15 protein-coding genes and 8 pseudogenes are annotated in these 24,327 nt (G+C 49.4%); 19 read left to right on the top strand and 4 right to left on the bottom strand.

Going from position 1 to position 24,327, the window contains the following annotated elements; all coding sequences use genetic code 11:
• The 10 genes and pseudogenes from BGK49_RS18530 to BGK49_RS18480 form a co-directional block, all read left to right on the top strand.
• Positions 1-200 (top strand): annotated as a pseudogene (locus BGK49_RS18530) (glutamate decarboxylase); the annotation flags it as partial.
• A gap of 155 nt (positions 201-355) precedes the next feature.
• The gene (gene gadC / locus BGK49_RS18525) at positions 356-1,891 is read left to right on the top strand and encodes an acid resistance gamma-aminobutyrate antiporter GadC (RefSeq protein ID WP_000246034.1); all 1,536 of its coding nucleotides are present in this window, start codon (positions 356-358) and stop codon (positions 1,889-1,891) included.
• A gap of 130 nt (positions 1,892-2,021) precedes the next feature.
• Complete coding sequence (locus BGK49_RS18520) at positions 2,022-3,341, top strand: family 10 glycosylhydrolase (RefSeq protein ID WP_000350400.1); 1,320 nt, start codon at positions 2,022-2,024, stop codon at positions 3,339-3,341.
• A gap of 371 nt (positions 3,342-3,712) precedes the next feature.
• A pseudogene (dosC, locus tag BGK49_RS18515) lies at positions 3,713-5,094 on the top strand (diguanylate cyclase DosC).
• Between the two features lie 24 nt (positions 5,095-5,118).
• A pseudogene (dosP, locus tag BGK49_RS18505) lies at positions 5,119-7,291 on the top strand (oxygen-sensing cyclic-di-GMP phosphodiesterase DosP).
• Between the two features lie 257 nt (positions 7,292-7,548).
• Positions 7,549-8,130 (top strand): annotated as a pseudogene (gene ddpX, locus BGK49_RS18500) (D-alanyl-D-alanine dipeptidase).
• 13 nt (positions 8,131-8,143) lie between these two features.
• A complete protein-coding gene (locus BGK49_RS18495; protein ID WP_000830525.1) occupies positions 8,144-9,694 on the top strand; it encodes an ABC transporter substrate-binding protein in 1,551 nt (516 codons plus the stop codon).
• A 1-nt stretch (position 9,695) separates the two neighbouring features.
• A pseudogene (locus BGK49_RS18490) lies at positions 9,696-10,068 on the top strand (ABC transporter permease subunit).
• Positions 10,065-10,961, top strand: coding sequence for a D,D-dipeptide ABC transporter permease (ddpC, locus tag BGK49_RS18485; protein ID WP_000979597.1), 897 nt, complete (start codon positions 10,065-10,067; stop codon positions 10,959-10,961). Before BGK49_RS18490 ends, ddpC begins: the two are co-directional and overlap by 4 nt.
• Positions 10,930-12,027: an ABC transporter ATP-binding protein gene (locus tag BGK49_RS18480; protein ID WP_371514427.1), complete on the top strand. Its 1,098-nt coding sequence runs from the start codon at positions 10,930-10,932 to the stop codon at positions 12,025-12,027. Before ddpC ends, BGK49_RS18480 begins: the two co-directional genes overlap by 32 nt.
• Before the next feature lie 55 nt (positions 12,028-12,082).
• On the opposite strand, the gene osmC is transcribed toward BGK49_RS18480, so the two are convergent.
• Positions 12,083-12,514 carry a peroxiredoxin OsmC gene (gene osmC / locus BGK49_RS18475; RefSeq protein ID WP_000152298.1) on the bottom strand — a complete coding sequence of 144 codons (432 nt, stop codon included), beginning with the start codon at positions 12,512-12,514 and terminating at the stop codon, positions 12,083-12,085.
• Between the two features lie 345 nt (positions 12,515-12,859).
• Here osmC and bdm point away from each other — a divergent pair, with 345 nt between their 5' ends.
• From bdm to BGK49_RS18450, 5 genes and pseudogenes are all read left to right on the top strand, one after another.
• The gene (bdm, locus tag BGK49_RS18470; RefSeq protein ID WP_000495766.1) at positions 12,860-13,075 is read left to right on the top strand and encodes a biofilm-dependent modulation protein; all 216 of its coding nucleotides are present in this window, start codon (positions 12,860-12,862) and stop codon (positions 13,073-13,075) included.
• A 101-nt stretch (positions 13,076-13,176) separates the two neighbouring features.
• On the top strand, positions 13,177-13,314 hold the full coding sequence (sra, locus tag BGK49_RS18465; protein WP_000841554.1) for a stationary-phase-induced ribosome-associated protein: 138 nt from the start codon (positions 13,177-13,179) through the stop codon (positions 13,312-13,314).
• Positions 13,315-13,470: 156 nt separating this feature from the next.
• Entirely contained in the window at positions 13,471-15,168 is a 1,698-nt protein-coding gene (maeA, locus tag BGK49_RS18460; protein WP_000433445.1) for a malate dehydrogenase, read from the top strand.
• A gap of 133 nt (positions 15,169-15,301) precedes the next feature.
• Positions 15,302-16,312, top strand: a pseudogene (gene adhP / locus BGK49_RS18455) (alcohol dehydrogenase AdhP).
• Positions 16,313-16,457: 145 nt separating this feature from the next.
• Positions 16,458-16,742 (top strand): HigA family addiction module antitoxin, encoded by a 285-nt coding sequence (locus tag BGK49_RS18450; protein WP_000781370.1) that lies wholly within the window; start codon positions 16,458-16,460, stop codon positions 16,740-16,742.
• Between the two features lie 50 nt (positions 16,743-16,792).
• Here BGK49_RS18450 and fdnI read toward each other — a convergent pair whose 3' ends face one another.
• The 3 genes from fdnI to fdnG are packed head-to-tail and all read right to left on the bottom strand — an operon-like array spanning position 16,793 to position 21,383.
• Positions 16,793-17,446: a formate dehydrogenase-N subunit gamma gene (gene fdnI / locus BGK49_RS18445; protein ID WP_000045648.1), complete on the bottom strand. Its 654-nt coding sequence runs from the start codon at positions 17,444-17,446 to the stop codon at positions 16,793-16,795.
• Positions 17,439-18,323 carry a formate dehydrogenase N subunit beta gene (fdnH, locus tag BGK49_RS18440; protein ID WP_001240582.1) on the bottom strand — a complete coding sequence of 295 codons (885 nt, stop codon included), beginning with the start codon at positions 18,321-18,323 and terminating at the stop codon, positions 17,439-17,441. Before fdnH ends, fdnI begins: the two co-directional genes overlap by 8 nt.
• A gap of 12 nt (positions 18,324-18,335) precedes the next feature.
• Positions 18,336-21,383 (bottom strand): formate dehydrogenase-N subunit alpha, encoded by a 3,048-nt coding sequence (fdnG, locus tag BGK49_RS18435; RefSeq protein WP_077897531.1) that lies wholly within the window; start codon positions 21,381-21,383, stop codon positions 18,336-18,338.
• 231 nt (positions 21,384-21,614) lie between these two features.
• On the opposite strand from fdnG, the gene yddG reads away from it, so the two are divergent.
• From yddG to BGK49_RS28055, 4 genes and pseudogenes are all read left to right on the top strand, one after another.
• Complete coding sequence (gene yddG / locus BGK49_RS18425) at positions 21,615-22,496, top strand: aromatic amino acid efflux DMT transporter YddG (protein WP_000198222.1); 882 nt, start codon at positions 21,615-21,617, stop codon at positions 22,494-22,496.
• A 258-nt stretch (positions 22,497-22,754) separates the two neighbouring features.
• Positions 22,755-23,030 (top strand): annotated as a pseudogene (locus BGK49_RS18420) (porin); the annotation flags it as partial.
• A gap of 38 nt (positions 23,031-23,068) precedes the next feature.
• Positions 23,069-24,019: pseudogene (locus BGK49_RS18415) on the top strand (leucine-rich repeat domain-containing protein); the annotation flags it as partial.
• Between the two features lie 143 nt (positions 24,020-24,162).
• Positions 24,163-24,327 (top strand): IS1 family transposase (locus BGK49_RS28055; protein WP_047664789.1); only part of this gene is annotated, 165 nt, incomplete at its 3' end.

Genomic DNA, 24,327 nt, shown 5'->3' with positions numbered 1-24,327 from the left:
TGCGCGGCTGGCAGGTTCCGGCCTTCACTCTCGGCGGTGAAGCCACCGACATCGTGGTGATGCGCATTATGTGTCGTCGCGGCTTCGAAATGGACTTTGTTGAACTGTTGCTGGAAGACTACAAAGCCTCCCTGAAATATCTCAGCGATCACCCGAAACTGCAGGGTATTGCCCAGCAGAACAGCTTTAAACATACCTGATAACGTTTAACGGTAACGGTGTCCCGAAACGAACCCGTTTCGGGACAATTTCCAAAGTCTGTTCACTGGCATTAGCAACGGAAAATATTGTTCTGAATACGCTTCAGAACAAAACAGGTGCGGTTCCGACAGGAATACCGTTTTAGGGGGATAATATGGCTACATCAGTACAGACAGGTAGAGCTAAGCAGCTCACATTACTCGGATTCTTTGCCATAACGGCATCGATGGTAATGGCTGTTTATGAATACCCTACCTTCGCAACATCGGGCTTTTCATTAGTCTTCTTCCTGCTATTAGGCGGGATTTTATGGTTTATTCCCGTGGGACTTTGTGCTGCGGAAATGGCCACCGTCGACGGCTGGGAAGAAGGTGGTGTCTTCGCCTGGGTATCAAATACTCTGGGGCCGAGATGGGGATTTGCAGCGATCTCATTTGGCTATCTGCAAATCGCCATTGGTTTTATTCCGATGCTCTATTTCGTGTTAGGGGCACTCTCCTACATCCTGAAATGGCCAGCGCTGAATGAAGACCCCATTACCAAAACTATTGCAGCACTCATCATTCTTTGGGCGCTGGCATTAACGCAGTTTGGTGGCACGAAATACACGGCGCGAATTGCTAAAGTTGGCTTCTTCGCCGGTATCCTGTTACCTGCATTTATTTTGATCGCATTAGCGGCTATTTATCTGCACTCCGGTGCCCCCGTTGCTATCGAAATGGATTCGAAGACCTTCTTCCCTGACTTCTCTAAAGTGGGCACACTGGTTGTATTTGTTGCCTTCATTTTGAGTTATATGGGCGTAGAAGCTTCCGCAACTCACGTCAATGAAATGAGCAACCCTGGGCGCGACTATCCACTGGCTATGTTACTGCTGATGGTGGCGGCAATCTGCTTAAGCTCTGTTGGCGGTTTATCTATTGCGATGGTCATTCCGGGTAATGAAATCAACCTCTCCGCAGGGGTAATGCAAACCTTTACCGTTCTGATGTCCCATGTGGCACCGGAAATTGAGTGGACGGTTCGCGTGATCTCCGCACTGCTGTTGCTGGGTGTTCTGGCGGAAATCGCCTCCTGGATTGTTGGTCCTTCTCGCGGGATGTATGTCACAGCGCAGAAAAACCTGCTGCCAGCGGCATTCGCTAAAATGAACAAAAATGGCGTACCGGTAACGCTGGTCATTTCGCAGCTGGTGATTACTTCTATCGCGTTGATCATCCTCACCAATACCGGTGGCGGTAACAACATGTCCTTCCTGATCGCACTGGCGCTGACGGTGGTGATTTATCTGTGTGCTTATTTCATGCTGTTTATTGGCTACATTGTGTTGGTTCTTAAACATCCTGACTTAAAACGCACATTTAATATCCCTGGTGGTAAAGGGGTGAAACTGGTCGTGGCAATTGTCGGTCTGCTGACTTCAATTATGGCGTTTATTGTTTCCTTCCTGCCGCCGGATAACATCCAGGGTGACTCTACCGATATGTATGTTGAATTACTGGTCGTTAGTTTCCTGGTGGTACTTGCCCTGCCCTTTATTCTCTATGCTGTTCATGATCGTAAAGGCAAAGCGAATACCGGCGTCACTCTGGAGCCAATCAACAGTCAGAACGCACCAAAAGGTCACTTCTTCCTGCACCCGCGTGCACGTTCACCACACTATATTGTGATGAATGACAAGAAACACTAACCATGTCTGAATGGTTATAAGACAAGGGAGCGATAATTCATCGCTCCCTTTTTCGTGCTTGCTGTCGTATTGACTTAACCGGGATAAGTACGAGAATGAGCGCACATCTGTTTACCGGAAACCAGCACATATGGATATCTGCTCCCGAAACAAGAAATTAACGATTAGAAGACCAGCGATACTGGTTGCACTGGCACTTTTACTGTGTAGTTGTAAAAGCACGCCTCCAGAGTCCATGGTGACACCACCAGCAGGTTCAAAGCCACCAGCCACGACGCAACAATCGTCACAACCGATGCGTGGCATCTGGCTGGCCACGGTGTCTCGCCTCGACTGGCCACCGGTTTCCTCGGTTAACATTAGTAACCCCACCAGCCGGGCCCGTGTACAACAACAGGCGATGATCGACAAACTGGATCATCTGCAACGTCTCGGTATAAACACGGTCTTTTTCCAAGTCAAGCCGGACGGAACCGCCCTGTGGCCATCGAAAATTTTGCCGTGGTCCGATCTTATGACCGGTAAGATTGGTGAAAATCCGGGTTACGATCCGCTGCAATTTATGCTCGACGAAGCCCACAAGCGTGGGATGAAAGTACACGCCTGGTTTAACCCCTATCGCGTATCGGTTAATACGAAGCCCGGTACTATCAGGGAACTGAATAGCACTCTGTCTCAACAACCGGCGAGCGTCTATGTGCAACACCGTGACTGGATCAGAACGTCTGGCGATCGCTTTGTCCTCGACCCGGGCATCCCTGAGGTTCAGGACTGGATCACATCAATAGTCGCCGAAGTGGTTTCCCGCTATCCGGTAGATGGCGTGCAGTTTGACGACTATTTCTATACGGAGTCACCGGGTTCACGGCTAAATGATAACGAAACGTACCGTAAATACGGAGGCGCATTTGCGTCAAAAGCAGACTGGCGGCGCAACAATACTCAGCAGTTAATTACAAAAGTATCGCACACCATTAAAAGCATTAAGCCGGGAGTCGAATTTGGCGTTAGCCCGGCAGGCGTGTGGCGTAACCGATCACACGATCCGCTCGGTTCCGATACCCGAGGCGCGGCAGCCTATGACGAATCCTACGCTGACACCCGTCGATGGGTGGAACAAGGATTGCTGGATTACATTGCTCCCCAAATTTACTGGCCGTTCTCACGGAGTGCCGCGCGTTATGACGTGTTGGCAAAATGGTGGGCGGATGTCGTTAAACCGACCAGGACCCGCCTGTATATCGGTATCGCCTTCTATAAAGTGGGTGAACCTTCAAAGATAGAGCCAGACTGGATGATTAACGGCGGCGTACCGGAACTGAAAAAGCAGCTCGATCTTAACGATGCGGTACCAGAAATTAGCGGCACCATCTTGTTCCGTGAGGACTATCTGAATAAACCGCAGACTCAACAAGCGGTCAGCTATCTGCAAAGTCGTTGGGGCAGTTAAACTCCCATGCTTACTTTGTAACAAGCCGGTGCTTTACCCACCGGCTTGTTACACCTTGTGAAATATCCCACTAGTAATCATGCTTACATAAGTCAAATTAACCACGCAATTAACCACACTTAGTTAAACAGCTATAAATCCCTAATAAAAATGTATGAATATGAAAAACCATACGATATTCGCTGTCACCGAAAAATAATTACGATGGGCTATACTCTTCTGAAGAACAGTAGCGTAGATTGAAACTGTCCTAAGTCGCTTATTTCTTTTCAGTATATCTTCATATTTCAGGAGAATATGGTGCAGTTAGTCGATCTCGCACGTTGCGTTTTGATTCCGTCTGATTTCCCAGCCTTATAAGGGTGTGAATTATGGAGATGTATTTTAAAAGAATGAAAGATGAGTGGACCGGACTTGTCGAACAGGCAGATCCACTCATTCGTGCTAAAGCCGCGGAAATTGCCGTTGCGCATGCTCATTATCTGAGTATCGAGTTTTATCGAATTGTCCGCATCGACCCGCATGCCGAAGAATTCTTGAGTAATGAACAAGTTGAGCGGCAGTTGAAAAGTACGATGGAACGCTGGATTATTAACGTGCTTTCTGCCCAAGTTGACGATGTCGAAAGGCTAATACAAATCCAGCATACCGTCGCGGAAGTGCATGCCCGCATAGGAATTCCGGTAGAAATTGTCGAGATGGGGTTTCGGGTGCTGAAAAAAATCCTCTATCCGGTAATCTTCTCTTCGGATTATTCTGCCGCAGAAAAACTTCAGGTCTACCATTTCTCGATTAACAGTATTGATATCGCTATGGAAGTGATGACCCGCGCGTTTACCTTTAGTGACAGTAGTGCCTCAAAGGAAGATGAAAACTATCGTATCTTCTCGTTACTAGAAAACGCCGAAGAAGAAAAAGAACGGCAAATAGCCTCAATACTTTCATGGGAAATAGATATTATCTATAAAATCCTGCTGGATTCTGATTTAGGCAGTAGTTTGCCTTTAAGCCAGGCTGATTTTGGCCTGTGGTTTAACCATAAAGGTCGACATTATTTTAGTGGCATTGCCGAAGTAGGCATATCTCCCGTCTGATTCAGGATTTCGACGGTATATTCAATCAAACCATGCGTAACACCAGGAATTTGAATAACAGAAGTCTGCGGGTGAAATTTTTATTACAGATAAGAAATACTGTATCGCAAATTATTACCTTGCTGCGTGAATTGTTTGAAGAAGTATCGCGCCACGAAGTCGGTATGGATGTACTGACGAAATTACTTAACCGCCGCTTCCTGCCGACTATCTTCAAACGCGAAATTGCCCATGCCAACCGGACCGGTACACCGCTGTCAGTGCTGATTATTGACGTTGATAAATTCAAAGAGATCAACGATACGTGGGGCCATAACACTGGCGATGAAATTCTGCGTAAAGCCTCTCAGGCCTTTTATGACAACGTCCGCAGTAGTGATTATGTTTTTCGCTACGGGGGCGATGAATTTATCATTGTTTTGACTGAAGCTTCTGAAAACGAAACGTTACGTACCGCAGAACGTATTCGCAGTCGGGTGGAGAAAACCAAACTGAAAGCCGCAAACGGCGAGGATATTGCCCTCTCACTTTCCATCGGTGCCGCCATGTTTAATGGTCATCCTGACTATGAGCGCCTCATTCAAATAGCCGATGAAGCTCTGTATATCGCCAAAAGACGAGGTAGAAACCGTGTTGAACTCTGGAAAGCCAGTCTTTAGATGCGCCAGGATGCAGAGGTAATCATGAAGCTAACCGATGCGGAAAATGCCGCCGATGGCATTTTTTTCCCCGCCCTTGAACAAAATATGATGGGCGCGGTGTTAATTAACGAAAATGATGAAGTGATGTTTTTCAACCCCGCCGCAGAGAAGCTCTGGGGGTACAAACGTGAAGAAGTCATTGGCAATAACATTGATATGCTGATTCCGCGGGATTTGCGTCCTGCGCATCCTGAATACATTCGTCATAACCGTGAAGGTGGTAAAGCGCGCGTCGAGGGGATGAGTCGGGAGCTGCAGCTGGAGAAAAAAGACGGCAGTAAAATCTGGACCCGTTTTGCGCTATCGAAAGTGAGCGCCGAGGGGAAAGTTTATTACCTGGCGCTGGTACGGGATGCCAGCGTAGAAATGGCGCAAAAAGAACAGACCCGACAATTGATTATTGCCGTTGACCATCTCGACCGACCGGTGATTGTCCTCGATCCGGAACGCCATATTGTGCAGTGCAATCGCGCATTTACCGAAATGTTTGGTTACTGCATGTTTGGTTACTGCATTAGCGAAGCCAGCGGTATGCAGCCCGATACACTCCTGAACATTCCTGAATTCCCTGCCGATAACCGCATTCGTTTACAACAGTTGCTATGGAAAACCGCCCGCGATCAGGACGAATTTCTGCTGTTGACGCGCACCGGTGAAAAAATCTGGATTAAAGCCTCTATCAGCCCGGTTTATGACGTGCTCGCGCATCTGCAGAACCTGGTAATGACTTTCTCGGATATCACCGAAGAACGGCAAATCCGCCAGCTTGAAGGCAATATTCTCGCCGCCATGTGCAGCAGCCCGCCATTTCATGAAATGGGGGAAATCATTTGTCGTAACATCGAATCTGTTCTCAACGAATCGCATGTTTCGCTGTTCGCACTGCGCAACGGGATGCCGATACACTGGGCGTCATCTTCGCACGGTGCAGAAGTTCAAAATGCGCAAAGCTGGTCAGCGACCATTCGTCAGCGTGATGGCGCGCCTGCGGGGATCCTGCAAATTAAAACCTCGTCAGGAGCAGAAACCAGCGCCTTTATCGAACGCGTGGCAGATATCAGTCAGCATATGGCCGCGCTGGCGCTGGAACAGGAAAAAAGCCGCCAGCATATTGAACAACTCATCCAATTTGATCCGATGACCGGTCTGCCAAATCGCAATAACCTGCACAATTACCTCGATGACCTGGTCGACAAAGCCGTCTCTCCGGTGGTGTATCTCATCGGTGTTGACCATATTCAGGATGTGATTGATAGCCTTGGCTATGCGTGGGCCGATCAGGCATTGCTGGAAGTGGTCAATCGCTTTCGTGGAAAACTCAAACCGGATCAGTATCTCTGTCGTATCGAAGGTACGCAGTTTGTCCTCGTGAGCCTGGAAAACGACGTCAGTAACATTACCCAGATCGCCGATGAGCTACGGAATGTGGTCAGCAAGCCGATAATGATTGACGATAAACCATTCCCGCTTACCTTGAGTATTGGCATCAGCTACGACGTGGGTAAAAACCGCGATTACCTACTCTCCACTGCTCACAATGCAATAGATTATATTCGCAAGAATGGCGGTAACGGCTGGCAGTTCTTCAGCCCGGCGATGAACGAAATGGTAAAAGAGCGTTTGGTTTTAGGCGCAGCGCTGAAAGAAGCGATTAGCAATAACCAACTGAAACTTGTTTACCAGCCGCAAATCTTCGCAGAAACGGGTGAACTGTACGGCATCGAAGCCCTTGCGCGCTGGCACGATCCCCAGCATGGTCATGTGCCCCCTTCACGGTTTATTCCTCTCGCAGAAGAGATTGGTGAAATCGAAAATATTGGGCGCTGGGTCATCGCGGAAGCTTGCCGTCAGTTAGCAGAATGGCGTAGCCAGAATATTCATATCCCGGCGCTTTCCGTTAACTTGTCGGCACTGCACTTTCGCAGTAATCAACTGCCTAATCAGGTGTCTGATGCAATGCACGCCTGGGGTATTGACGGCCACCAGCTGACGGTAGAAATCACGGAAAGCATGATGATGGAACACGATACCGAAATCTTTAAGCGCATTCAGATCCTGCGTGATATGGGCGTGGGCTTATCATTTCTTTTCCCGCCCCCTACCCGCCGAAGAAATTCCAGGCTGGATGAGCAGCGTGTTACCGCTGAAAATCTGACAAATTCCTCTCGCCCGCACTCGCGGGTTTTCATTTAACGTGACACCGTCACTTAAATACTGTGATTTCAGCTACGATTCCGGGAGATTCCTTCCTTAACTTCCCCTCTTGCACCAAAACTGCACTACGCTGCACAAATGTTGATCAAAAGTTAAAAAATATAACTTTAAGCCAGCATTCTGGCGCTTATCCCGGCATGGCATGAGATCTGCATAAGCGGAAAGCGCAGCAATTTTTGTCTTATACAGGAACCGTTTATGTCGGATACCACCGAACTGGTTGATTTAGCCGTAATCTTCCCTGATCTGGAGATCGAATTGAAATACGCCTGCGCTGATAACATCACAGGTAAAGCTATTTATCAGCAAGCGCGTTGTCTGCTACACAAGGATGCGATTACCGCGCTGGCGAAAAGTATCAGTATCGCCCAGCTGTCAGGCTTACAACTGGTGGTTTACGATGCGTATCGCCCACAACAAGCACAGGCGATGTTGTGGCAAGCCTGCCCAGACCCGCAATATGTTGTTGATGTGACGGTCGGTTCTAATCACAGCCGTGGCACGGCGATCGACCTGACGCTTCGTGATAAGCACGGGAACATCCTCGATATGGGCGCAGGGTTCGATGAAATGCACGAGCGCTCCCATGCCTATCACCCTTCCGTCCCGCCCGCCGCTCAGCGCAATCGGCTGTTGCTGAATGCGATTATGACTGGTGGCGGTTTTGTCGGTATCTCCAGCGAATGGTGGCACTTCGAATTACCCTAGGCAGCGAGTTACCCACTGCTCGCTGATCAATTCACCTGTTTTATATCCCCTGGCACACAGCACGTCAGTTAATCAGGAAACTGTCATGAAGAGATCGATACCGTTTCGTCCTACATTGCTCGCGCTCGTCCTTGCCACAACTTTCTCGGTTGCGCACGCCGCCGTACCGAAAGATATGCTGGTGATTGGTAAGGCCGCCGATCCACAAACCCTCGCCCCGGCGGTAACAATAGATAATAACGACTGGACGGTGACCTACCCGTCTTATCAGCGGCTGGTTCAGTACAAAACGGACGGTGATAAAGGCTCAACCGACGTTGAAGGCGATCTGGCAAGTAGCTGGAAAGCGTCTGACGATCAAAAAGAGTGGTCGTTCACCCTGAAGGACAATGCTAAATTTGCCGATGGCACACCGGTCACTGCCGAAGCAGTAAAACTCTCTTTTGAGCGGATACTAAAAATCGGCCAGGGGCCAGCAGAAGCATTTCCCAAAGATTTAAAGATTGATGCTCCCGACGAACATACGGTGAAGTTTACCCTTAGCCAGCCATTCGCACCGTTCCTCTACACGCTGGCGAATGACGGTGCATACATTATCAATCCGGCGGTGTTAAAGGAACATGCAGCGGATGATGCCCGCGGCTTCCTCGCGCAAAATACCGCCGGTTCCGGACCATTTATGCTGAAAAGCTGGCAAAAAGGTCAGCAATTAGTTCTGGTGCCAAATCCGCATTACCCTGGCAATAAACCGAACTTTAAGCGAGTATCGGTAAAAATTATTGGTGAAAGTGCCTCCCGTCGCCTGCAGCTCTCCCGTGGTGATATTGACATTGCCGATGCGCTGCCGGTGGATCAACTCAACGCCCTGAAGCAGGAAAACAAAGTCAATGTGGCAGAGTATCCGTCACTGCGCGTCACCTACCTGTATCTGAATAACAGCAAAGCGCCTCTTAATCAGGCGGATCTGCGTCGGGCCATTTCCTGGTCTACCGATTATCAGGGCATGGTTAACGGCATTCTGAGTGGTAACGGAAAACAGATGCGCGGCCCGATTCCGGAAGGCATGTGGGGCTACGATGCGACGGCAATGCAATACAACCATGACGAAACGAAAGCCAAAGCCGAATGGGATAAAGTGACGAGCAAACCCACCAGCCTGACGTTTCTCTACTCCGATAAGGATCCGAACTGGGAGCCTATTGCTCTGGCGACACAATCCAGTCTCAACAAGCTGGGCATCAATGTGAAGCTGGAAAAGCTGGCGAACGCTACCATGCGCGACAGAGTGGGTAAAGGTGATTACGACATTGCGATTGGCAACTGGAGTCCGGATTTTGCCGACCCGTATATGTTTATGAATTACTGGTTTGAGTCAGACAAAAAAGGTCTGCCGGGTAACCGCTCGTTCTATGAAAACAGTGAGGTCGATAAGTTACTGCGCAATGCGCTTGCGACCACCGACCAGACGCAGCGTACCCGGGACTACCAGCAGGCACAGAAAATCGTCATTGATGACGCTGCTTATGTGTACCTGTTCCAGAAAAACTACCAACTGGCGATGAACAAAGAGGTGAAAGGCTTTGTGTTCAATCCCATGCTGGAACAGGTCTTCAATATCAATACCATGAGTAAATAACGTGACCTTCTGGAGTATTTTACGCCAACGCTGCTGGGGGCTGGTGCTCGTGGTGGCGGGCGTCTGCGTGATTACGTTTATTATCTCGCATCTGATCCCTGGCGATCCGGCGCGGTTACTGGCGGGTGACCGCGCCAGCGATGCTATCGGGTCTGGCGCTGGGCGATTTGTTGTATGGCGCAGTGCTCACCGAAACCGTTTTTGCCTGGCCCGGAATGGGTGCATGGGTAGTAACATCAATACAGGCGCTCGACTTCCCGGCAGTGATGGGCTTTGCCGTCGTGGTTTCATTTGCTTATGTGCTGGTCAACCTGGTGGTGGATTTGCTCTATTTGTGGATTGATCCGCGTATCGGACGTGGAGGTGGTGAATGATGCTAAGCGAGGAAACGTCCGCCGTACGCCCACAAAAACAAACGCGATTTAACGGTGCAAAACTGGTATGGATGCTGAAAGGCAGTCCGCTCACCGTGACCGGCGCAGTCATCATTGCATTAATGCTATTGATGATGTTTTTTTCACCGTGGCTTGCGACGCATGATCCCAACGCCATTGATTTAACCGCCCGCCTTTTGCCGCCTTCTGCGGTGCACTGGTTTGGCACCGATGAAGTGGGACGCGATCTGTTCAGCCGCGTACTGGTCGGCAGTCAGCAATCAATTCTCGCCGGATTAGTCGTGGTTGCCATTGCGGGTATGATTGGTTCGCTACTCGGATGTCTATCCGGTGTGCTTGGCGGACGCGCAGACGCCATCATCATGCGCATCATGGACATTATGCTGTCGATTCCTTCGTTGGTACTGACAATGGCACTGGCTGCCGCTCTCGGGCCGAGTTTATTTAACGCCATGCTGGCGATTGCTATTGTGCGAATTCCCTTTTATGTGCGCCTGGCGCGGGGGCAAGCATTAGTTGTACGCCAGTATACCTATGTTCAGGCGGCGAAAACCTTTGGTGCGTCGCGTTGGCATCTGATCAGCTGGCATATTTTACGTAACTCCCTGCCGCCGCTGATCGTGCAGGCATCGCTGGATATCGGTAGCGCGATTTTAATGGCCGCCACGTTGGGATTTATTGGCCTGGGTGCTCAACAACCGAGTGCTGAATGGGGCGCGATGGTAGCGAATGGTCGCAACTATGTACTCGATCAGTGGTGGTATTGCGCATTTCCGGGGGCAGCTATTTTGCTTACCGCCGTTGGGTTTAATCTCTTTGGTGATGGTATTCGCGATCTGCTTGACCCGAAAGCAGGAGGAAAGCAGTCATGACCAGCCCGTTCTGGACATTCAACAGCTGCATTTGAGTTTCCCCGGTTTTAACGGTGATGTTCACGCGCTCAACAATGTGTCCTTGCAGATTAACCGCGGTGAAATTGTCGGTCTGGTGGGAGAATCCGGCTCAGGTAAATCAGTCACCGCAATGCTGATTATGCGTCTGCTACCGACGGGCAGTTATTGCGTACATCGGGGGCAGATTTCACTGCTGGGAGACGATGTTCTTAACGCTCGGGAAAAACAGCTTCGTCAGTGGCGCGGCGCACGAGTGGCGATGATCTTTCAGGAACCGATGACCGCCCTCAATCCGACACGTCGAATAGGTCTTCAGATGATGGACGTGATCCGCCATCATCAACCAATAAGTCGTCGGGAAGCCAGAGCTAAAGCGATTGTCCTGCTGGAAGAGATGCAAATCCCGGATGCCGTGGAAGTTATGTCGCGCTATCCGTTTGAGCTTTCAGGTGGTATGCGCCAGCGGGTAATGCGAGCGTTGGCAGAGGAGCTGGCTGTGCAGATGGGTATTCGTCCGGAGTATCTCGACCGCCTGCCTCATGCGTTCTCCGGCGGGCAGCGGCAACGTATCGCCATTGCCAGAGCACTCTCTTCGCAGCCTGACGTGATTGTGCTTGATGAGCCAACCTCTGCGCTGGATATCTCCGTGCAGGCGCAGATCCTCAATTTACTGGTAACGCTACAGGAAAATCACGGGCTGACCTATGTGCTGATTTCACACAATGTCTCGGTGATACGTCATATGAGCGATCGGGTGGCGGTGATGTATCTCGGGCAGATTGTAGAACTGGGCGACGCGCAACAGGTGCTAACGGCTCCGGCACATCCATACACCCGATTATTGCTGGATTCCCTCCCCGCCATTGATAAACCGCTGGAGGAAGAATGGGCATTACGTAAAACGGATCTGCCGGGAAACCGCACGTTGCCGCAAGGCTGTTTTTTCTACGAACGTTGCCCCCTTGCAACCAGCGGATGTGAAGTCCGGCAATCATTAGCAATAAGGGAGGACGGACGTGAGCTCCGGTGCTGGCGGGCGCTGTAGAGATGCTAACAACGCATCAGGCATTCACGCGCCTGACACGTCATCCGGCAATGCTTTACGATTTCAACTGGTAATCCAGCGTAATTTCCGCTTTCAGTACCTGAGAGACCGGGCATCCTGCTTTTGCTTTCTGGATGATGCCGTCAAAGGTAGAGGCATCAATACCCGGCACCGCAACTTCACTCTTCAGTGCGATTTTCGTAATCGCAAAACCGGCATCCACTTTATCCAGCGACACATCGGCGATGGTATCAATCGATGTTGGCGTAAATCCCGCTTCCCCCAGCATGAATGAAAGCGCCATTGAGAAACATGCGGCATGCGCTGCGCCAATCAGTTCTTCAGGGTTAGTTCCTTTTTCGCCTTCAAAACGCGTGTTAAATCCATACGGCTGTTGGTTCAGCACGCCACTCTCGGTGGATACTGTTCCCTTCCCGCGTTTGATATCGCCTTCCCAGTGTGCCTGACCTTTCTTATGGATTGTCATTGTTGCTCTCATGTGGGCTTAAAAAGGAAATTATAGACTACGTGAGAAACAGCACGAGGATAAGCAGGATATTCCGAATAAAAATCCGGCAGAAATATTACTTCTGCACTTAAATTAAATTTCCACAATAGATAACCGGGAATATATAACCCAAGAGATATTGCATTAATATTAATCAACTCACCACAATAATAATACCTATCAATATCATGAGGTTAAAATATAAAAATCATCAACTAGGACTAATCTTAACAACGAAGCGGCAAATATTTGCCATGCTGAATGTGCTTTATAAATCTGCGATCCGTAGCAGACACCATAAATACACAGACACGGAGAATCACTATGTTTACTTATTATCAGGCAGAAAATTCAACAGCAGAACCCGCTCTGGTTAATGCCATTGAGCAAGGCCTTCGGGCAGAGCACGGTGTTGTCACTGAAGATGACATTCTCATGGAGCTGACCAAATGGGTGGAAGCTTCTGATAACGACATCCTCAGTGATATCTACCAGCAAACGATCAATTATGTGGTCAGTGGCCAGCACCCTACGCTTTAAGGTGCTATGCTTGATCGGCAACCTAATTTAGGGGTTTAGCACGTGTTTCTTCGCTACGGCGATGTTGTCCTTAAAACTAGCAACAGGATTGAGGAGTTAAAATGAAATCGAACCGTCAGGCACGTCATATTCTTGGACTGGACCATAAAATTTCTAACCAGCGCAAAATAGTTACCGAAGGTGACAAATCCAGCGTGGTAAATAACCCAACCGGCAGAAAACGCCCCGCTGAAAAGTAATTCATAACCATCAGTCCTCAATGACGATTAAACACCATTGCCTGCGCAATGGTGTTTTTGTTTTTATCTGCTTTATACTTGGGGCCGACGCCCTGGCGGTAAAGCAAAGACGATAAAAGCGTGCCAGGGATGGATATTCAAAAAAGAGTGAGTGACATGGAACCAAAAACAAAAAAACAGCGTTCGCTTTATATCCCTTACGCTGGCCCTGTACTGCTGGAATTTCCGTTGTTGAATAAAGGCAGTGCCTTCAGCATGGAAGAACGCCGTAACTTCAACCTGCTGGGGTTACTGCCGGAAGTGGTCGAAACCATCGAAGAACAAGCGGAACGAGCATGGATCCAGTATCAGGGATTCAAAACCGAAATCGACAAACACATCTACCTGCGTAACATCCAGGACACCAACGAAACCCTCTTCTACCGTCTGGTAAACAATCATCTTGATGAGATGATGCCTGTTATTTATACCCCAACCGTCGGCGCAGCCTGTGAGCGTTTTTCTGAGATCTACCGCCGTTCACGCGGCGTGTTTATCTCTTACCAGAACCGCCACAATATGGACGATATTCTGCAAAACGTACCGAACCATAATATCAAAGTGATTGTGGTGACTGACGGTGAACGTATTCTGGGGCTTGGTGACCAGGGCATCGGCGGGATGGGCATTCCGATCGGTAAACTGTCGCTCTATACCGCCTGTGGCGGCATCAGCCCGGCGTATACCCTTCCGGTGGTGCTGGATGTCGGAACGAACAACCAACAGCTGCTTAACGATCCGCTGTATATGGGCTGGCGTAATCCGCGTATCATTGACGACGAATACTATGAATTCGTTGATGAATTTATCCAGGCTGTGAAACAACGCTGGCCAGACGTGCTGTTGCAGTTTGAAGACTTTGCTCAAAAAAATGCGATGCCGTTACTTAACCGCTATCGCAATGAAATTTGTTCTTTTAACGATGACATTCAGGGCACTGCGGCGGTAACAGTCGGCACACTGATCGCAGCAAGCCGAGCGGCAGGTGGTCAGTTAAGCGAGAAAAAAATCGTCTTCCTTGGTGCAGGTTCAGCGGGATGCGGCATTGCCGAAATGATCATCGCCCAGACCCAGCGCGAAGGATTAAGCGAGGAAGCGGCGCGGCAGAAAGTCTTTATGGTCGATCGCTTTGGCCTGCTGACGGACAAGATGCCGAACCTGCTGCCTTTCCAGACCAAACTGGTGCAGAAACGCGAAAACCTCAGTGACTGGGATACCGACAGCGATGTGCTGTCACTGCTGGATGTGGTGCGCAATGTAAAACCAGATATTCTGATTGGCGTCTCAGGACAGACCGGGCTGTTTACGGAAGAGATCATCCGTGAGATGCATAAACACTGTCCGCGTCCGATCGTGATGCCGCTGTCTAACCCGACGTCACGCGTGGAAGCCACACCGCAGGACATTATCGCCTGGACCGAAGGTAACGCGCTGGTCGCCACTGGCAGCCCGTTTAATCCAGTGGTATGGAAAGATAAAATCTACCCTATCGCCCAGTGTAACAACGCCTTTATTTTCCCTGGCATCGGGCTGGGTGTTATTGCTTCCGGCGCGTCACGTATCACCGATGAGATGCTGATGTCAGCAAGTGAAACGCTTGCTCAGTATTCGCCGCTGGTGCTGAACGACGAAGGTCTGGTACTACCGGAACTGAAAGATATTCAGAAAGTCTCCCGCGCAATTGCGTTTGCGGTTGGCAAAATGGCGCAGCAGCAAGGCGTGGCGGTGAAAACGTCTGCTGAAGCTTTGCAACAAGCCATTGACGATAATTTCTGGCAAGCCGAATACCGCGACTACCGCCGTACCTCCATCTAAGCCTGCGCCCGGTAGTGAAGGCTACCGGGCTATTTCCCTCTCCCTTTTTCAGATCTCATCCATACTGGGTAGTGGCGAATAAATCTCATTTGCCTCACCTGCTATGCAGAACATCATTCGAAAAGGAGGAACTATGAAGGCTGCAGTTGTTACGAAGGATCATCATGTTGACGTTACGGATAAAACACTGCGCTCACTGAAACATGGCGAAGCCCTGCTGAAAATGGAGTGTTGTGGTGTATGTCATACCGATCTTCATGTTAAGAATGGCGATTTTGGTGACAAAACTGGGGTAATTCTGGGCCATGAAGGCATCGGTGTGGTGGCAGAAGTTGGCCCAGGTGTCACCTCATTAAAACCAGGCGATCGTGCCAGCGTGGCGTGGTTTTACGAAGGATGCGGTCATTGCGAATACTGTAACAGTGGTAACGAAACGCTCTGCCGTTCAGTTAAAAATGCCGGATACAGCGTTGATGGCGGGATGGCGGAAGAGTGCATCGTGGTCGCCGATTACGCGGTAAAAGTGCCAGATGGTCTGGACTCGGCGGCGGCCAGCAGCATTACCTGTGCGGGGGTCACCACCTACAAAGCCGTTAAACTGTCAAAAATTCGTCCCGGTCAGTGGATTGCTATCTACGGTCTTGGCGGTCTGGGTAACCTCGCCCTGCAATACGCGAAGAATGTCTTTAACGCCAAAGTGATCGCCATTGATGTCAATGATGAGCAGTTAAAACTGGCAACCGAAATGGGTGCAGATTTAGCGATTAACTCACGCACCGAAGACGCCGCCTAAATTGTGCAGGAGAAAACCGGTGGCGCTCACGCTGCGGTGGTAACAGCAGTAGCTAAAGCTGCGTTTAACTCGGCAGTTGATGCTGTCCGTGCAGGCGGTCGTGTTGTGGCTGTCGGTCTGCCGCCGGAGTCTATGAGCCTGGATATCCCACGTCTTGTGCTGGATGGCATTGAAGTGGTCGGTTCGCTGGTCGGCACGCGCCAGGATCTAACCGAAGCCTTCCAGTTTGCCGCCGAAGGCAAAGTGGTGCCGAAAGTCGCCCTGCGTCCGTTAGCGGACATCAACACCATCTTTACCGAGATGGAAGAAGGCAAAATCCGTGGCCGTATGGTGATTGATTTCCGTCACTAAGAGGTCTTTGCTGCGACTCCCATGTTCGGGTCGCAGCATCGCACACTCTCCAACATGAAATGGCTAAATGGATTATTGTTGCGTAGGAAGGAACAATAATGATAGTGTTCCCAGAGAAGGAACGCTACTGAGAGTAAAGACACTAATGAAAATGGCCAATCATCCCCGCCCGGGGGACATTATTCAGGAATCACTGGACGAACTTAATGTCAGCCTGCGCGAGTTTGCCAGAGCAATGGAAATTGCGCCCTCAACGGCAAGCCGATTGCTGACCGGAAAAGCAGCTTTGACGCCAGAAATGGCAATTAAACTTTCCGTGGTGATCGGCAGTTCGCCGCAAATGTGGCTGAATCTGCAAAACGCCTGGAGTCTGGCAGAGGCTGAAAAAACGGTGGATGTGTCGCGACTGCGCCGTCTGGTTACGCAATAAAAAAATGGCGCTTCTTAAAGCGCCATTTTCAGCTTAAAGTTCAAAAGAGATTATATCCCTTCTTCACTCTCTTTTTTCGCTTCTGCCTTCTCGATTTCACGATACCAGCGCGGATGGTGTTTCTTCGCCCAGCGACGGCTTACCTTCCCTTCGATCATCCCTTTAATCGATCCTTTCACCCAGAATGCCATATACATATGGATCAGGATGGCGTGGATCAGGATGATACCGGCAGCCGCGTGGATCAGCAGGCTGTAGCGAACAACCTGCATCGGGAAGTACTGCGCAAAGTACGGACGCCAGATAATAACCCCGGTCACCAACAGCACGAAAATCATGCTCATGATCGACCAGAACATCATCTTTTGCCCGGCGTTGTACTTACCAACATCCGCCACTTTGTGCTCATTGCCTTTTAATACTTCGACAATGTTCAATAGCCACGGAATATCTTTCTTATCCGGGATGTTGTGATGCACAAAACGCACAAACATAAACATCAGCGCGACGAAAATCGCAATGCCGAAGAACGGGTGCAAAATGCGTCCCATCTGCGGCGTACCGAAGGTTTGCGTCAGCCATTGCAGCGTCGGGAAGAAGAACGAAATCCCGGACAGCGCCACCAGGAAGAAGCAAATCACCACGGTCCAGTGACAGGCGCGATCAATAAATTTGGTGCGCACAATCATTTTCGACTTACTCATGATGATCCTCCTCGTCATCGTCCACTTCCTTATTCGGGCCAATACCGATGTAGTGGAAAATCAACCCGGCAAAAGTGGCAATAAAGCCAGCCGCTGCCAGCGGTTTCAACGCGCCTTTCCACAGGCTTACCGAGGTGTCGATCTTCGGATCTTTCGGCAGACCGTGATACAGCTCCGGCTGATCGGCGTGATGCAGCACGTACATAACGTGCGTACCACCGACCCCTTCCGGGTTGTAGACGCCAGCATGTTCGTAACCACGCGCTTTCAGTTTCGCCACGCGCTGTTCCGCCAGCTCCAGCATCTCCTTCTTGGTGCCGAAGTGGATAGCCCCGGTCGGACAGGTTTTCACACAAGCCGGTTCCTGGCCGACGCTGACGCGATCGACGCAGAGCGTGCATTTATATACCCGGTTATCCTCTTTGTTGAGGCGCGGAATATTAAACGGACACCCGGCAATGCAGTAACCACAGCCGATGCAGTTTTCCGACTGGAAATCGACAATCCCGTTAGCGTACTGAATGATTGCACCAGCAGACGGGCACGCCTTCAGGCAGCCAGGATCTTCACAGTGCATACAGCCGTCTTTACGGATCAGCCACTCCAGCTTGCCGTTCTGTTCGGTTTCGCTAAAGCGCATCACCGTCCAGGACTTGGCGCTCAGATCGGCGGGGTTATCGTAAACCCCGACGCAGTGCCCCACTTCATCACGGATGTCGTTCCACTCCGAACACGCCACCTGACAGGCTTTACAGCCGATACAGGTGGAAACGTCGATAAGTTTTGCGACTTCTGCTTTGTAATCACGCACCTGAGAAGGCGGCGTGATGGAGTTAGTTGCGGACCTTTTGATAATGTCCTGCGTTTCCATAGCCATCTGTTCGCCCCCTTACGCCTTCTCGATGTTGACTAAGAACGCTTTATATTCCGGCGTTTGCGAGTTTGCATCACCGACATTCGGCGTCAGAGTGTTAGCGATATAACCTTTACGCGCGACACCCTCAAAGCCCCAGTGGATTGGAATACCCACCGTTTCAACCTGCTGACCATTTACATTCAGCGGTTTCAGACGACGCGTTACCACAGCCACCGCGCGGATAAAGCCACGCTTGCTGGAGACAGTGACACGATCGCCATTATTAATGCCTTTCGCCGCCGCCAGCGTTTCGCTGATTTCCACAAACTGTTCCGGCTGAGCAATTGCGTTGAGCAATGCGTGCTTGGTCCAGGTGTGGAAGTGCTCGGTCAGACGATAGGTCGTACCCACATACGGGAACTGCTCTTTTTTACCCATCCGCAGCGCGTCTTGTTCATACAGACGAACAACCGGGTTAGACACCACGTTCGGATGCAGCGGGTTAGTGCCCAGCGGCGTTTCAATCGGCTCGTAGTGTTCCGGGAACGGACCTTCCGCCATTTTGTTGATGGCAAACAGGCGTCCCATCCCTTCCGGCTGCATGATAAACGGCCCGGTTGGCGTACCCGGTGCGGCATTGCCGAAGTCAGGAATATCGTTACCCGTCCACTTGCTGCCGTTCCACTGGATCAGCATCCGTTTCGGATCCCACGGTTTACCGTTGATATCCGCCGAAGCACGGTTGTACAGCACGCGACGGTTGAGCGGCCACGCCCAGGCCCATCCCAGCGTATTCCCCAGACCGGACGGGTCGGAGTTATCGCGGTTAGCCATCTGGTTGCCCTGCTCTGTCCAGCTACCGGTGTAGATCCAGCAAGAAGATGCGGTTGTACCGTCATCACGCAGATGCGCAAAGCTACTCAGCAACTGACCTTTCTTCGCAATAAGCACGCCATTAGCGTCATAGAGATCTTCCAGCGCGTAGCCGTTGTTCTCTTTAGCCACTTCGTCAGATTGCGGTTCGTGCGGCTGCTTGTAGTTCCAGCTCATCTTCATCAGCGGTTCTACGCCTTTACCACCTTCGGCCTGGTACAGCTCGCGCAGATGATGGTAGATACCCGCCAGAATTTCGCCGTCGTTACGCGCTTCGCCCGGCGCGTCCTGACCTTTCCAGTGCCACTGCAACCAGCGACCGGAGTTAGCGATAGAACCATCTTCTTCGGCAAAGCAGGTCGAAGGCAGACGGAATACTTCAGTCTGAATAGACGCCGGATCGACATCGTTCGACTCGCCGTGGTTCTGCCAGAAGGTAGAGGTTTCAGTCACCAGCGGATCGATAACCACCATGTACTTCAGCTTGCTCAGGCAGCTCACCACTTTGTTTTTGTCCGGGAAGGACGCAACCGGGTTAAAGCCCTGGCAGAAATAACCGGTGACTTTGCCTTCGTCCATCATGTTGAAATACTTGATGACGTCGTAGGTCTGGTCCCACTTCGGCAGCCAGTCATAGCCCCAGTTGTTCTCTTTCTGCGCGGCATCGCCATAGAAAGATTTCATCAGGCTAACGAAGAACTTCGGATAGTTGCTCCAGTAGTTCACCTGACCAGCCAGCGTCGCTTTCGGCGTGTTCGCTTCCAGATACGACTGCAAATCAACCTGTTTTTCTGACGGAAGCGTCAGATAACCTGGCAGGCTGGTAGAGAGCAGACCTAAGTCAGTCAGCCCCTGAATGTTGGAGTGACCACGCAATGCGTTCACGCCGCCACCGGCCATACCCATGTTACCGAGCAGCAACTGGATCATCGCCATAGTACGGATGTTCTGCGCACCCACGGTGTGCTGCGTCCAGCCCAGCGCGTACAGGAAGGTGGTTGTGCGATCCGGTGCGCTGGTGGAGGCCAGCACTTCACACACTTTCAGGAAGTCGGCTTTTGGCGTACCGCAGATGTTTTCAACGACGTCCGGCGTGTAGCGGGAAACGTGCGCTTTCAGCAGGTTCCACACACAGCGCGGATGAGTCAGTGTTTCATCGCGTTTTGCATAGCCGTTTTCATCGAACTGATAGTTCCAGGACGACTTATCATACTGGCGTTTTTCAGCGTCGTAGCCGCTGAACAGGCCGTCTTCGAAAGCAAAATCATCACGCACCAGCAGGCTGGCGTTGGTGTAATGTTTAACGTATTCGGCGTTGATTTTGTTGTTTTCGATCAGGTAGCGCAAAACGCCAGACAGGAACGTAATGTCCGTACCGGAACGAATAGGTGCGTAAATATCCGCCACAGAAGCGGTACGCGTAAAACGAGGATCGACAGCGATCAAGGTTGCATCGTTGTTGTTTTTCGCTTCCATCGCCCAGCGGAAACCGACGGGATGCGCTTCAGCAGCGTTACCGCCCATTACCATTACGACGTTAGCGTTTTTGATATCCACCCAGTGGTTGGTCATCGCACCGCGACCAAATGTTGGAGCAAGACTTGCTACCGTTGGTCCGTGTCAGACGCGCGCCTGGTTGTCTACCGCCAGCATCCCGAGGGAGCGGGCAAATTTCTGTGTCAGCATCCCGGTTTCGTTGCTGGCACCGGAGGCACACAGCATACCGGTAGAAAGCCAACGGTTTACCGTTACGCCCTGCTCGTTCTTTTCAATAAAGTTAGCGTCACGGTCAGCTTTCATCAGCTTTGCAATACGGGAGAATGCTTCTTCCCAGCTAATGCGCTGCCATTTGTCAGAACCTGGCGCACGATATTCCGGGTAGCGCAGACGGTTTTCGCTGTTGACGTAATCCAGCAAACCGGCCCCTTTTGGGCACAGCGCACCACGGCTTACCGGATGATCCGGGTCACCTTCAATGTGATAAATCGCTTCTCTGGCGTTTTTCGCGCCATCACCCAGGCTATACATCAATAGCCCGCAACCTACGGAACAGTATGTGCAGGTGTTACGGATCTCTTTAGCGCGTAATAATTTGTAGTTTCGCGCCTGAGCCAGTGCTTGCTTAGGGACAAAGCCCAATGCCGCTACCGTTGTTCCAGCCATACCGCCCGCGCAGATTTTAAAAAATTGTCTGCGACTGACGTCCATTGCTTTCCTCTTTTTTCAGGGGTATTACTGCGCGAGGAAACTAACAGTAAAATTCTGAATCTTTTTGCGCGAAATCAAAAAGAACACGTGTTTGCCACAAAATAATCCGCCTGCGCAAATTGACCTGCCTCAATAGCGGTAGAAAAACGCACCACTGCCTGACAGGCCAGTTAAAAAAATGCTATAAAATTCAGCTTAATTTTTAACGGCAAGAGAGACAAAACAGCGAGCATGACACGACAAAAAGCAACGCTCATAGGGCTAATAGCGATCGTCCTGTGGAGCACGATGGTAGGATTGATTCGCGGTGTCAGCGAGGGGCTCGGCCCGGTCGGCGGCGCAGCTGCTATCTATTCATTAAGCGGGCTGCTGTTAATCTTCACGGTTGGATTTCCGCGTATTCGGCAGATTCCGAAAGGCTATTTACTCGCCGGGAGTCTGTTATTCGTCAGCTATGAAATCTGTCTGGCGCTTTCCTTAGGGTATGCGGCGACCCGTCATCAGGCGATTGAAGTGGGTATGGTGAACTATCTGTGGCCCAGCCTGACAATTCTCTTTGCCATTCTGTTTAATGGTCAGAAAACCAACTGGCTGATTGTACCAGGATTATTATTAGCCCTGGTCGGCGTCTGCTGGGTGTTAGGCGGTGAGAATGGGTTACATTATGATGAAATCATCAATAATATCACCACCAGCCCATTGAGTTATTTCCTGGCGTTTATTGGTGCGTTTATCTGGGCAGCCTATTGCACAGTAACGAATAAATACGCACGCGGATTTAACGGAATTACCGTTTTTGTCCTACTAACGGGAGCAAGTCTGTGGGTTTACTATTTTCTTACGCAACAACCAGAAATGGTATTTAGCACGCCCGTCATGATTAAACTCATCTCTGCGGCATTTACCTTAGGATTTGCTTATGCTGCATGGAATGTCGGTATATTGCATGGCAATGTCACCATAATGGCGGTAGGCTCGTATTTTACGCCCGTACTTTCCTCAGCGCTTGCAGCCGTGCTGCTCAGCGCCCCGCTGTCGTTCTCATTCTGGCAAGGCGCGCTAATGGTCTGCGGCGGTTCCCTGCTCTGCTGGCTGGCGACACGTCGTGGTTAAAATAATCGCCGGGTCTACGGCCCGGCAGTTAATCAGATAAATTCCGACAATATTAAAAAATAAATTTCAAATACCAGTAATTCACCTTATATCTCATTTCGACTTCGATCACATATCGATAAATAATATTATTTCATCTATTTTTCTCATTGTTTTTAATCACCATTCTATTTTAAAAACAGTATGTCATTTATAAATGACGCCGTTTAAAATTCGTTTAGAAAATACGTTTAACGATAATTAAAAGGATTCTGTTAAATGAAATTAAAAATAGTTGCGGTGGTTGTAACTGGTTTGTTAGCTGCGAACGTAGCACACGCTGCCGAAGTCTATAACAAGGATGGTAATAAACTCGACCTTTATGGCAAGGTTACCGCTCTACGTTATTTTACTGATGATAAGCGTGACGATGGTGATAAAACTTATGCCCGTCTCGGCTTTAAAGGAGAAACGCAAATCAATGATCAAATGATTGGTTTTGGTCACTGGGAATATGATTTTAAAGGCTATAACGATGAAGCCAACGGCTCGCGCGGCAAGAATCTCTGATTGAGTTAAGTGCCCATCACAATATGATCACTGACCTTATATTACACAATCATCCCAGGATGAAAACAATCACTTTAAACGACAACCATATTGCACATTTAAACGCCAAAAACACTACAAAACTGGAATATTTAAACTTAAGCAATAACAATTTACTGCCAACCAATGACATTGATCAACTAATATCATCAAAACATCTTTGGCATGTATTAGTTAACGGCATCAACAATGATCCACTTGCACAAATGCAGTACTGGACTGCAGTAAGAAATATAATTGATGACACTAATGAAGTGACCATTGATTTATCAGGACTTAATTTAACCACTCAACCACCAGGGCTGCAAAACTTCACCTCTATCAATCTTGATAATAACCAACTCACACATTTTGATGCAACCAACTACGATAGACTCGTAAAGCTAAGTCTGAATAGTAATGCTCTTGAGTCTATAAATTTTCCTCAAGGCAGAAATGTAAGTATTACACATATATCTATGAATAATAATGCTCTCAGAAATATTGATATAGATAGGCTTTCATCAGTTACTTATTTTAGTGCGGCACATAATCAACTAGAGTTTGTGCAATTAGAATCTTGCGAATGGCTGCAATACCTGAATCTCAGCCATAATCAATTAACTGATATTGTTGCAGGTAATAAAAATGAACTCTTACTGCTGGATCTATCCCATAATAAACTAACAAGTTTACACAATGACTTATTTCCCAACTTGAATACGTTACTTATTAACAACAATTTGCTTTCTGAAATTAAAATATTCTATAGCAACTTCTGCAATGTTCAGACATTAAACGCTGCTAACAACCAGTTGAAATATATAAATCTTGATTTCCTGACTTATCTTCCATCTATCAAAAGTTTAAGACTGGACAATAATAAAATAACCCACATTAATACTAATAATACATCCGATATTGGAACTTTATTCCCCATAATAAAACAGAGCAAAAACTTAAATTTTTTAAATGTTTCTGGGAAGAACAATTGCCCTACTATGCAGCTCATGTTATTTAATTTTTTTTCCCCAGCACTTAAGCGGTAATGCTGCCAACTTACTGATTTAGTGTATGATGGTGATTTTAAGGTGCTTGCGTGGCTTCCATTTCCATCAGATGTCCTTCCTGCTCCGCTACTGAAGGCGTGGTGCGTAACGGCAAAAGCACTGCCGGACATCAGCGCTATCTCTGCTCTCATTGCCGTAAAACATGGCAACTACAGTTCACTTACACCGCCTCTCAGCCCGGTACGCACCAGAAA

The organism is Shigella sp. FC1544 (genome assembly GCF_001722145.1).
Taxonomy (GTDB): domain Bacteria; phylum Pseudomonadota; class Gammaproteobacteria; order Enterobacterales; family Enterobacteriaceae; genus Escherichia; species Escherichia coli.
This window is presented reverse-complemented; position numbering and strand designations above follow the sequence as displayed.